The 10,499-nt window shown below is 69.9% G+C and carries 10 protein-coding genes; 5 read left to right on the top strand and 5 right to left on the bottom strand.

Annotated features, from left to right (window positions below; genetic code table 11):
* Nucleotides 1-141 precede the first annotated feature (141 nt).
* The gene (locus ABZV34_RS22740) at nt 142-2,112 is read left to right on the top strand and encodes a discoidin domain-containing protein (protein ID WP_356279443.1); all 1,971 of its coding nucleotides are present in this window, start codon (nt 142-144) and stop codon (nt 2,110-2,112) included.
* Nucleotides 2,113-2,376: 264 nt separating this feature from the next.
* Entirely contained in the window at nt 2,377-2,823 is a 447-nt protein-coding gene (locus ABZV34_RS22735) for a nitroreductase family deazaflavin-dependent oxidoreductase (RefSeq protein WP_356279440.1), read from the top strand.
* Here ABZV34_RS22735 and ABZV34_RS22730 read toward each other — a convergent pair.
* The 4 genes from ABZV34_RS22730 to ABZV34_RS22715 all read right to left on the bottom strand — a co-directional run bounded on the left by ABZV34_RS22730 (nt 2,807) and on the right by ABZV34_RS22715 (nt 6,038).
* On the bottom strand, nt 2,807-3,037 hold the full coding sequence (locus ABZV34_RS22730; RefSeq protein ID WP_356279437.1) for a hypothetical protein: 231 nt from the start codon (nt 3,035-3,037) through the stop codon (nt 2,807-2,809). The genes ABZV34_RS22735 and ABZV34_RS22730 overlap by 17 nt on opposite strands.
* A gap of 23 nt (nt 3,038-3,060) precedes the next feature.
* Entirely contained in the window at nt 3,061-3,480 is a 420-nt protein-coding gene (locus ABZV34_RS22725; RefSeq protein ID WP_356279434.1) for a helix-turn-helix domain-containing protein, read from the bottom strand.
* Nucleotides 3,481-3,573: 93 nt separating this feature from the next.
* Nucleotides 3,574-5,208, bottom strand: coding sequence for a SpoIIE family protein phosphatase (locus tag ABZV34_RS22720; RefSeq protein ID WP_356279431.1), 1,635 nt, complete (start codon nt 5,206-5,208; stop codon nt 3,574-3,576).
* 251 nt (nt 5,209-5,459) lie between these two features.
* Complete coding sequence (locus ABZV34_RS22715; protein WP_356279428.1) at nt 5,460-6,038, bottom strand: TetR family transcriptional regulator; 579 nt, start codon at nt 6,036-6,038, stop codon at nt 5,460-5,462.
* Nucleotides 6,039-6,156: 118 nt separating this feature from the next.
* On the opposite strand from ABZV34_RS22715, the gene ABZV34_RS22710 reads away from it, so the two are divergent.
* Nucleotides 6,157-7,137, top strand: a complete 981-nt coding sequence (locus ABZV34_RS22710) for an aldo/keto reductase (protein WP_356279425.1) — start codon at nt 6,157-6,159, stop codon at nt 7,135-7,137.
* A 124-nt stretch (nt 7,138-7,261) separates the two neighbouring features.
* Complete coding sequence (locus tag ABZV34_RS22705; RefSeq protein ID WP_356279422.1) at nt 7,262-7,663, top strand: VOC family protein; 402 nt, start codon at nt 7,262-7,264, stop codon at nt 7,661-7,663.
* A 305-nt stretch (nt 7,664-7,968) separates the two neighbouring features.
* Here the strand turns inward: ABZV34_RS22705 and ABZV34_RS22700 are convergent, their stop codons facing one another.
* Nucleotides 7,969-9,129: a magnesium and cobalt transport protein CorA gene (locus ABZV34_RS22700; RefSeq protein ID WP_356279419.1), complete on the bottom strand. Its 1,161-nt coding sequence runs from the start codon at nt 9,127-9,129 to the stop codon at nt 7,969-7,971.
* Between the two features lie 157 nt (nt 9,130-9,286).
* Between ABZV34_RS22700 and ABZV34_RS22695 the strand changes: the two genes are divergently transcribed.
* Nucleotides 9,287-10,480 carry a winged helix DNA-binding domain-containing protein gene (locus ABZV34_RS22695; protein ID WP_356279416.1) on the top strand — a complete coding sequence of 398 codons (1,194 nt, stop codon included), beginning with the start codon at nt 9,287-9,289 and terminating at the stop codon, nt 10,478-10,480.
* The last annotated feature ends 19 nt before the right edge of the window (nt 10,481-10,499 follow it).

Genomic DNA, 10,499 nt, shown 5'->3' with positions numbered 1-10,499 from the left:
GCCGGGCACAGGCGCGCCTGTGCCCGGCGGCACCCACCCGACCCGACGGGACCGGCCCCCACAGGGGCCCGGTCGGCGTCGGTCACCCAAGTCCGCACGCCCGTGATCGACGGAAGTCGACAGCCGGCCGGAGGAGTCCAGATGGGTGTCACACGCAGGGTCTTCCTGCAGGCCGCGATCGCGGCCACCGCTGTGGGAACGACGGGAGTCGCCGAGACCGTACTCGCCGCACCCGCGTCGGCGGCCGGCTCGCCGGGCGACGTGGTCGGCAAGGTCAGCGTCGGGTACCAGGGCTGGTTCGCGTGCGTCGGCGACGGCGCCCCCGTCAACGGCTGGTGGCACTGGACCCAGAACTGGGGCCAGTCGCCGTCCCCGTCCAACACCGGCATCAAGTGCTGGCCCGACCTGCGCGACTACACGAACACGTACCAGACGTCGTACGCCGCCTTCGGCAACGGCAGGCCCGCCACGCTGTTCTCCTCGTACGACCAGCAGACGGTGAACACGCACTTCCTGTGGATGCAGCAGAACGGCATCGACACCGCGGCACTCCAGCGCTTCAACCCCACCGGCGGCGAGGGTCCCACCCGCGACGCCATGGCCGCCAAGGTGCGCAGCGCCGCCGAGTCGTACGGCCGCAGGTTCTACCTCATGTACGACGTCACCAACTGGACGAACATGCAGTCCGAGATCAAGGCGGACTGGACGAACAAGATGTCCGCGCACACCGCGTCCCCGGCGTACGCGAGGCAGAACGGCAAGCCGGTCGTCTGCATCTGGGGCTTCGGCTTCGACGACAACAACCACCCCTTCACGGCCGACGCCTGCCTCGACGTCGTCAACTGGTTCAAGGGGCAGGGCTGTTACGTCATCGGCGGCGTCCCGCGCGAATGGCGGACGGGCACCGGGGGGTCACGGGCCGGCTATCTCGGCGTCTACCACGCCTTCCACATGATCTCGCCGTGGATGGTCGGAGCCATCGGCAACGTGGCCGAGGCCGACAACGCCTACACCACCTACACCGTCGGCGACCAGGCCGACTGCGATGCCAACGGCATCGACTACCAGCCGTGTGTGCTGCCCGGCGACCTGTCCGGACGCCAGCGCGCGCACGGCGACTTCATGTGGCGGCAGTTCTACAACGTGGTCCGGGCCGGGGCGCAGGGCATCTACATCTCGATGTTCGACGAGTACAACGAGGGCAACCAGATCGCCAAGACCGCCGAGACGCAGGCCTGGGTGCCCACCGACTCCGGGTTCCTCGCCCTCGACGAGGACGGCACCGCCTGCTCCGCCGACTACTACCTGCGCCTGACCGGCGACGGCGGCCGCATGCTCAAGGGCGGGCTCGCGCTGACCGCCACCCGTCCCACCCGGCCGGTCGTCCCCACCGGCGGCGACACCGCACCGCCCGCCGCGCCGGCTGCGCTGACCGTCAGCGGGCACACGAGCGACTCCGTCTCGCTGGGCTGGAACGCCTCGACCGACAACGTCGGTGTCACCGGCTACCGGATCCTTCGGGTGTCCGGTTCGACCAGCACCCAGGTGGGCACCACCGGCGCCACCTCGTTCACGGTGACCGGACTCGGCGCGGCCACCGCGTACACCTTCGACGTCGTCGCCCTCGACGCGGCGGGAAACGTGTCGGGGCCCTCCAACCAGGTCACCGTCACCACCGACGCCCCGTCCGGCAATGCCGACCTCGCCCTCCACCGGGCCACCACGGAGAGCGGTCACACCCAGACGTACGCCTCGGGCAACGCGACCGACGGCGACGCGAACACCTACTGGGAGTCCACCAACAACGCCTTCCCGCAGTGGGTCCAGGCCGATCTGGGCGCCTCCACCGGCGTCAGGCGGATCGTCCTTCGGCTTCCCCCGGCGACCGCCTGGGGCACCCGCACCCAGACCATCTCCGTCCAGGGCAGTACCGACGGAAGCTTCGCCACGCTTCTCGCCCCGGCGGGTTACACCTTCGACCCGGCGACCGGGAACACCGCGACTCTGACGTTCCCCTCCACCGTCACCACCCGCTACGTACGGCTCACCTTCACCGCCAACAGCGGCTGGCCGGCCGGGCAGGTCTCGGATTTCCAGGTCTTCGGCGCCTGATGAACAGAGGCCTTTCCGTGCGGGGCACCCGCCCGCGGCGCCCACTCCCGCTGCGGCGCGCCCGGCATCCCGCCGGCGCACTCCATTATGAATCTGAACTCTTTTACAGGGTTAGACACGAGAAGAGGTCTGGTCTACATTAGAGACTATTGACTTCCCGCGAGGTGGTCGACCTCCCAGGGAGTCCTGGGATCCCTCCTCCGCACCGGGATCGCGAGGGTTTCTCGAAGTCTCCGCCAGGACAAACAGCCAGGAGTACGACCCATGCCTCTCCACGGTGAGTACGAGCCGAGCGCAACCTCGTGGGTGCGCGACCAGGTCGCCCAGTACGAGGCCACCGACGGCGAGGAAGGGGGAACCTTCCTGGACCTGCCGGTCATCATCCTGACCACTATGGGTGTGAAGTCAGGAAAGGTCCGCAAGATGCCCCTGATGAGGGTCGAGTACGAAGGCTCCTACGCGGTGGCCGCGTCCAACGGGGGCGCCGACACGCACCCGTCCTGGTATCACAACGTCGTCTCGCACCCTCGCGTCGAGGTGCAGGACCATGCGGTCAAGCAGGACATGCTCGCTCGCGAGCTCCGAGGGGAGGAGAAGGCCGAATGGTGGAAGCGTGCGGACGCCGCCTACCCGTCGTTCGTCGAGTACCGGGCCGGGACCGGGCGTGACATCCCGCTCTTCCTCCTGGAACCGGTCACGGACAACGGCTGACCGGCTCCCGTGCCGGGTGATGGCCCAGGATCAGGGCCACGGCGGATCGCGCCGTCCGCTCGGGCGTCGCCCCGTCGGCATCGGCCTCGGCGACGGAGCCGATGCCCGTGATGATGTTGAGCAGCCGATGTGTGCCGGCGAACCCGGTCGTCCAGAACTGGTCGCGGACGACACCGAGCACGGCGGCCTCGTCGAAGCCTCGCTTTCGCCCCATGCGCCTTCACGTTCGCCGCAGGGTCAGACTTCCTGGTCGACGGCCTGGCGGCGGTCGTAGGCGCCGCGGGCCTCATGGACCGTCGCGGCCCGCTTCTCGGTCCAGGTGCACAGGGCCCGCATCTCCGCGGAGAGCTCGCTGCCGAGGTCGGTCAGGCTGTACAGCACCAGGGGCGGAGCCATCCTGGGGTCGACGGTGCGCAGGACGAGACCGTCCCGTTCCAGCGTCTTCAGGGTCTGGGACAGCATCTTGCGGCTGATGCCGCCGAGGGACCGCTGCAGCTCGGAGTAGCGCTGGACACCGAGTTCGCGAAGGCTCACCAGCATGAGCAGCGCCCACTTGTCCGCCAGGTCCACGAACACGTCACGACTCGGGCAGAGCGCGTCGAGGACGTTCATCGGACGGTCTGGGTCGACGATCGCCGAGCGCTCTTCTGCAGCCATGGAATCATTCTATACCAGGGATCAAAACGAGGTCATGATTCCGTACGAGGCTTGGTCCCCATTGCAGTCCAGGCCCGAACGGGTGTACGGGCCTCACCCACCGTGCGGGCAGGCCGGCAGGAGCTGCTCGGTCCAGATGCATTTGCCGGACGCCGTGTAGCGGGCGCCCCACCGGCTGCTCACGGCGGCGATCAGCTGAAGCCCGCGGCCACCCTCGTCGGTGTCGGCCGCTCGGCGGATCCTGGGCATCACGGGGCTGGCGTCGGCGACCTCGCAGACAAGGGTTCGGCCGCGCAGCAGCCGTAGGGTGATCGGTCCGCTCGCGTGGCGGACGACATTGCTGACGAGTTCGCTGACGACGAGTTCGGTGGTCATGATCACCTCGTCCAGGCCCCAGGCGGTGAGCTGGGCCCGGACATGCCTGCGTGCCTGGCCGGCGGCGGCGGGATCGTTCCGCAGCCGCAGGCAGGAGACGTCCTCGGCGGCCAGCGCGTGGGTGCGGGCGACGAGCAGCGCGCTGTCGTCCCTGAGGCTGCCCCGGTCGGGCAGCAATCCGGCGATCACGCGGTCGCACAGAGCGTCGAGGGACTCCGTCGCCGCACCCGTGGAGGCGGGGCCGGAGTCGGGGCCGGAGCGGGCCGGGCGAAGGCAGCGGGCGAGACGGCCCATGCCCTCGTCGATGTCCAGTCCGCCGGATTCCACGAGGCCGTCCGTGTAGAGGGCGATGGTGGTGCCGTCGGGCAGGCTGAACTCGACCGTGTCGAACGGCGGAGTGGCGGCGCCGAGCGGGGGGTTGACGGGCAGGTCCGGGAAGTAACTGGTTCCGTCGGGCCGGAGGATGACGGGCGGAGGGTGGCCGGCGCTGATGGCCTGGCACATGCGGCTGACCGGGTCGTAGACGATGCAGAGACAGGTGGCGTAGAAGCCGTCCCCGAGGCTGCCGACCACCTCGTTGAGGTGGAAGAAAAGCTCGTCGAGAGGCTGTTCGAGATCGGCGAGCGTACGGCCCGCGGTACGCAGTCGGCCCATGGCGACGGCCTCGGACACGCCGTGCCCCATGACGTCTCCGACGACCAGGGCGACCTGCTCGGCCGACAGCGGGATGACGTCGTACCAGTCGCCGCCCGCGTCCGTGCCGTCACAGGCGGGCTGGTAACGGGCGGCGGTGGTCACGGCGGGCAGGGTCGGCAGGTGGCGGGGGAGCAGACCGCGCTGGAGTTCCTGGGCCCGTCGATGCTCGGCGTCGTACAGCCGGGCGCGTTCCAGGGCCTGGGCGACCATCCCGCTCATCGCCGTGAGCAGAGCGCGTTCCTCGCTGTCGAACGAGTGCGGAAGGTCGTATCCGACGCAGGCGGCGCCCACGGTGCGCCCCGAAGCGACCAGGGGCAGGATCGCCCACGCCTGGAGCCCGGTCGCGGCAGGCAGGTCGGCAATCTCCGGATAGCGGGCCATGAACTCCTCCGCGGAGGAGACGAAGGTCAAGGTGCCCTCGATGAAGGACTGGACCGACGACGGAAGCTCCGCGATGCGGACACCTTCGAACCGGCGCAGACTCTCCTCCGAGTAGCCGGCGCTGCCCATCAGGAGCCCGCGACCGTCTTCGTGAGCCCAGACGCCGACGCCCTTGGCGTCGAACAGGGACGCCATGTGGGCTGTCATGACATCGGCCACGTCATGTCCGGTGACCGCACCGGCAAGGGCCCGAGTCATCTCGGCGATTGCGCTCACGCGCTCGACCGCAGCGCTTTCGGCGGCGACCTCCTCCATACGTCTGAGCCTACTTTCCGTCCGGGAGCAGTCTCGTGACGATCGCGATCACTCTCATTGTCCGTCATCCGGTGCGGGCGAGCCGCGCGGCGGGCGGAGCCGTGCCGCCGGAGCACGGTCCCGCGCGATGGTCCGCGCGCCATGACGCGTCCGGCGCGCCCGGTCCCGGCGCTGCTTCTGAGTGGACCGGCGTGCGTGATCCGCCACTTGCTCTACCCGAGTGGCGTGGTGATCCGCCCTACGGCGTCGACGACGGCGGCGCGATGCCGGGCCAGTCGCTGCGCCGACCACGGGGTGCCTCCGCTGGTCGGGCTCATGCCGCCGGTGAGGCTGAACCAGGCCTGGGCCAGCGCCAGCACGAAGGCCACCAGGTCCTCCGGGCCGAGCCCCGGCTCGACCCTGCCCCGCTCCTGGGCCGCCGCCACGGCTGTGGTCTTGGCGGTGTAGGTGGCGGCCTCCTGGCCGGTGGCGCCGGGGCGCTCCAGCAGCTTCCAGGAGAGCAGGCGCATCAGGTCGGGGTTGGCGACCAGGTCGTCGAAGATCCGTCCCGCGACTCCAGGGAGATCCTCGGCGTCGAAGGTCACGGTCTCCGTACCCACGGCGAGCACCCGGTCGATCACCGCGTCGAACAGCTGCTCCTTGCTGCCGAAGTAGGCGTAGATCCGTTGCTTGTTCGCGCGCGCCGTCTCGGCGATGCGGTCCACCCGGGCGCCGGCCAGGCCGTACGCGGCGAACTCGGCGAAGGCGGCGTCGAGCAGACGGGTCTTGGTCGCGGCGGAGTCTCGTGGCATGTCACCACACTAACAAGTAACCATCCAGTTGGTTTGACGCGTGCGGGCATGCGGTTCATCATGGCAACCATCCAGTTGGTTTCTATGGCTGGGTGACCTCGACGCAAGGAAGATCACGATGGAACTCCGCACGCTCGGCGGCCGGGACCTCACTGTCTCCGCCCAGGGACTCGGCCTCATGGGGATGAGCGCCTTCTACGGCAGCACCGACGAGGCCGAATCGCTGGCCACCATCGACCGCGCCCTGGAGCTGGGCGTGACCCTGTTCGACACCGCCGAGATCTACGGCCCCTTCGCCAACGAGCAGCTCCTCGGCAAGGCGCTCACCGGCCGCCGGGAGCAGGCAGTGATAGCCACCAAGACCGGAATCGAGATCGGCGACGACGGCGCGGTGAGCGGCCTCAACGGGCGCCCCGAGTACATCCGCCGCGCTCTGGACCGCTCCCTGCGTCACCTGGGTACCGACCACGTCGATCTCTACTACCTGCACCGCGTCGACCCGCAGGTGCCGGTCGAGGAGACCATCGGCGCGCTGGGGGGGCTGGTGGACGCCGGCAAGGTCCGCCACATCGGCCTGTCCGAAGCCTCACCGGGGACCATCCGCCGCGCCCACCGCGTCCACCCGCTGGCCGCGGTCCAGACCGAGTACTCGCTCTTCGAGCGCGGCATCGAGCAGGACGGGGTCATGGCCACCCTCAACGAGCTCGGAATCGGCCTGGTCGCCTACGCGCCGCTGGGGCGGGGCTTCCTCACCGGCGCGATCACCAGCCCGGACGACTTCGACGACGACTACCGCCGCATCGACCCCCGGTACCAGGGCGAGAACTTCCAGCGCAACCTCGCCGTGGTCGACGAGGTCCGCCGGATCGCCGCCGCCAAGCGGATCACTCCCTCCCAGCTGGCCCTCGCCTGGGTCCTGCACCAGGGCGCGGTCGCCATCCCCGGCACCAAGCGCCGCCGCTACCTGGAAGAGAACAGCGCCGCAGCCGCCGTCACCATCACCGCGGCGGAGAGGGCCGCCATCGACGCGGTGGCCCCGCACGGGATCGTCGCCGGCGACCGCTACACCCCCGACCAGATGCAGCTGCTCAACGGCTGAGTACGGGGGAGGGCCCGCCGACAAGTGGCCCGCCACGGCCTCTGGCCTCCCTGGAGGCCGAGATGAAGCAATCCCACCCCTCTTGGACGCTGATACAGGCAGCGTCCTCGGTCCCCAGAAAGTGATGAGCACCATGATCGATCATGTCTTCCTTACGGTGAGCGACCGGGAGCGTTCCGTGGAGTTCTACGGCCGGGCGCTGAAGCCGTTGGGTATGCGCCACGTGTTCGACTTCGACGGCTCGACCGCTCCGGAGTGGGTCGGCGACCTGTCGGGGTTCGGCACCGACACGGCCTTCACGTTCTGGCTGCGCGAAGGCGACAGCCAAGGGCACGCCGCCCACGTCGGATTCACCGCGCCCTCACGAGAGGTCGTCGACGCGGCATACGCGGCCGCCATGGAAGCGGGCGCGACCGACAACGGTGCGCCCGGGGATCGCCCCTACTTCGCTCCCGGGTACTACGCGGCCAACGTCTTCGACCCCGATGGGTACAGCCTGGAGTTCACCTACCACGGCCGGCCCTGACCTGGAGGTCTTCTCGCAGGCCCACAGGGACGGCGATGATCCGGCCGTCCCCCGCTTCGCGGCGACGGCATCACCAGCACGCGCGGAAGAAGGCCGACGACTCGCCCGTGCGGGATCCCGCTCGCGCTGCTCGAACTGGCCCGTATTCACGCTGGGGCCGACGAGGGGCAAGTCATCGGTTCCGTCCAGGACGTTTCACAGAGCTTCGGACCCGTCGGCACTCACGGCATCGGCATAGGTCTCGTGGAAGAACGTCACCACGGCGTTTCTTCCGCGACGCCGGAATCGCCTCCGGGGGCGATTGCTCAGAGCCAGTCTTTCCGTTTGAAGATCACGTACAAACTGGTACATACAACAGCCATCAGGACAATGGCGAAGGGATACCCGAGCATCCAGTGCAACTCCGGCATCCGGTCGAAGTTCATCCCGTAGATCGTCCCCACCAGCGTCGGCGCGAACAGAATCGCCGCCCAGGAAGAGATCTTCTTGATCTCCTCGTTCTGTTCGAAGCCCGCCTCGGCCAGGGCGCGCATCTCGGCGTTCTGCTGCTGGGTGACCAGGGTCGCGTTGACGGTGAGGATGTCGGCGAGGGCCTGGCGGAAGCCGTCGACGCGTTCGCTGGTGTGGGTGACGTGGTCGGCGACGTCGCGGAGGTAGCGCTGCAGCTCCTCGTCGGTGCCGTACTTGGCGAAGCCGGCCATCAGGGCGTGCAGCATGCCGACCAGCGGACGGGTGGCCCGCTGGAACTCGACCATCTCGCGGGAGAGCTCGTAGATGCGGCGGGAGACCGCGGGGTCGCCGCGGAAGACCTCGGTCTCGATCTCGTCGATGTCGTTCTGGACGCCGGAGACGACGGGCACGTACCCGTCGACGACGGAGTCGAGGATCGCGTAGAGGACGGCCTCCGGACCGAGCTTCAGCAGCTCGGTGGTGTCCTCCATCCGGCGTCGCACCGCGGAGAGGTCCGGTGCCGCGCCGTGCCGGACCGTGATCAGGAAGTCGGGGCCCACGAACACGTGCAGCTCGCCGAAGTCGACCTCCTCCAGCGCGTCCAGATAGCGCGCGGCGCGCAGCACGACGAAGAGGGTCTCGCCGTAGCGCTCCAGCTTCGGACGCTGGTGCGCCTCCATCGCGTCCTCGACGGCGAGCGGGTGCAGATCGAACTCGGCGGCCAGGGAGAGGAGTTCGGCCTCCGTGGGGCGGGCCAGGCCGATCCACGCCATGCCGTCGGGCTGGTCGCGCAGTTCACGGAAGGTGTCGGCGAGGGACGCGGGCGTCGAGACGCGTACGCCGTCGCGGTACAGGGCCGCCTGTACGACGCTGCCGGTGTCGGAGGTTTCCGTCGCCGGCGGGTCGGGACGGGGCGCCGGGGGTGTGACGGGGGGTGCGGCCGGCGCGTTGAGGGCGCGCCGCCAGACGGACTTCTTGCCGTTCCTGGCGGCCGGGCGGGGGCGTCGCTCGGACATTGCGGCTGCCTCCCATGTCGGTCCGTACGCGTGTGTGATCACGGAGCAGGATATACGGGTCAAATGTCCCGGGTAGGGGGCGGGCGTGCCGACCGGGCCAAGGCTCGCCGGACATCGCGGACAGAAGGTGTCCACAAGCCTAGCTAGCGTGCGGGACATGACGAGGACGAACGGCACGACGGCGGGCTCCCCGGAGGCGTACGGCGCCGAGGCGTACTGCGGAAGTACGCACACGACCGCGCGCGCGGGCAACGCTTCCCCCGCCGGGCCCGTACTCGGCCCCCGTGCCCTCAACCGGGCGACCCTGGAGCGCCAGCACCTGCTGCGCCGGTCCGCCGCTCTCACCGCCACGGAGGCCGTCGGCCACCTCCTCGGTCTCCAGGCGCAGAACGTGAAACCGCCGTACTACGCCCTCGCCGCCCGCCTCGAAGGGTTCTGTCCAGAGGATCTGTCGACGGCCATGGCGGACCGCGCCGTCGTCCGTATCGTCACCCTGCGCTCCACCATCCACACGCACACGGCCGACGACGCGCTCTCGCTGCGCCCACTCGTGCAGGCCGCCCGGGACCGGGAACTCCACGCCTTCCGCAAGGGGCTCGTGGGCGTCGACCTGGAGCGGCTCGCCGTGATCAGCCGGGAGCTGGTGGAGGCCCAGCCGCGCACCATGGGGCAGCTGCGGGAGGAACTGCTCGCCGAGTGGCCGTACGCCGACCCGTTCGCGCTCTCGGTCGCCGCGCGCTGCGGGCTGCCGCTCGTCCAGGTCACCCCGCGCGGACTGTGGGGCCGCGGCGGCCAGGTCGCGCTGACCACGGCCGAGCACTGGCTCGGCCGCCCCGCAGAGCCCACGCCTGCTCCCGACGCGACCGTGCTGCGCTATCTGGCCGCCTTCGGGCCCGCCTCCGTCAAGGACATGCAGACCTGGGCGGGGCTGACCCGGCTCCGGGAGGCGTTCGAGCGGCTGCGGCCGCGGCTGGTCACGTTCCGCGACGAGAAGGGCGTCGAACTCTTCGACCTTCCGGACGCGCCCCGCCCGGACGCGGACACGCCGGCCCCGCCGCGTCTCCTGCCCGAGTTCGACAACCTGCTCCTCGCGCACGCCGACCGCTCCCGGGTGGTGCCCGCCGCCCTCAAGGGCCGTACCTGGGCGGGCAACCAGGCCCACCGCACCCTCCTCGTCGACGGATTCCTGGCGGGGGTGTGGCGGCAGGACGGGAACGTCCTCACCATCGAACCCTTCGGCAGGCTCACGAAGGGGCGGCGGGACGAGGTGGTGGAGGAGGCGGAGCGGACGCTTCGGGTGATGTCCGGCGACGGGTCGTACGACATCCGCTTCGGGACCGTCACGGGGTAGGGCCCGCCCCGGACGTGCC

This window comes from Streptomyces sp. NPDC005195 (genome assembly GCF_040608315.1).
Taxonomy (GTDB): domain Bacteria; phylum Actinomycetota; class Actinomycetes; order Streptomycetales; family Streptomycetaceae; genus Streptomyces; species Streptomyces kaempferi.
The sequence above is the reverse complement of the archived record's forward strand: the minus strand, read 5'-3'. Positions and strand labels throughout refer to the sequence as shown.

What these genes read in the sequence shown, in the direction of transcription:
- ABZV34_RS22740 (WP_356279443.1), top strand. Translation starts at nt 142, where the DNA reads ATGGGTGTCACACGCAGGGTCTTCCTGCAGGCCGCGATCGCGGCCACC.
- ABZV34_RS22735 (WP_356279440.1), top strand. Translation starts at nt 2,377, where the DNA reads ATGCCTCTCCACGGTGAGTACGAGCCGAGCGCAACCTCGTGGGTGCGC.
- ABZV34_RS22730 (WP_356279437.1), bottom strand. Translation starts at nt 3,037, where the DNA reads ATGGGGCGAAAGCGAGGCTTCGACGAGGCCGCCGTGCTCGGTGTCGTC.
- ABZV34_RS22725 (WP_356279434.1), bottom strand. Translation starts at nt 3,480, where the DNA reads ATGGCTGCAGAAGAGCGCTCGGCGATCGTCGACCCAGACCGTCCGATG.
- ABZV34_RS22715 (WP_356279428.1), bottom strand. Translation starts at nt 6,038, where the DNA reads ATGCCACGAGACTCCGCCGCGACCAAGACCCGTCTGCTCGACGCCGCC.
- ABZV34_RS22710 (WP_356279425.1), top strand. Translation starts at nt 6,157, where the DNA reads ATGGAACTCCGCACGCTCGGCGGCCGGGACCTCACTGTCTCCGCCCAG.
- ABZV34_RS22705 (WP_356279422.1), top strand. Translation starts at nt 7,262, where the DNA reads ATGAGCACCATGATCGATCATGTCTTCCTTACGGTGAGCGACCGGGAG.
- ABZV34_RS22700 (WP_356279419.1), bottom strand. Translation starts at nt 9,129, where the DNA reads ATGTCCGAGCGACGCCCCCGCCCGGCCGCCAGGAACGGCAAGAAGTCC.
- ABZV34_RS22695 (WP_356279416.1), top strand. Translation starts at nt 9,287, where the DNA reads ATGACGAGGACGAACGGCACGACGGCGGGCTCCCCGGAGGCGTACGGC.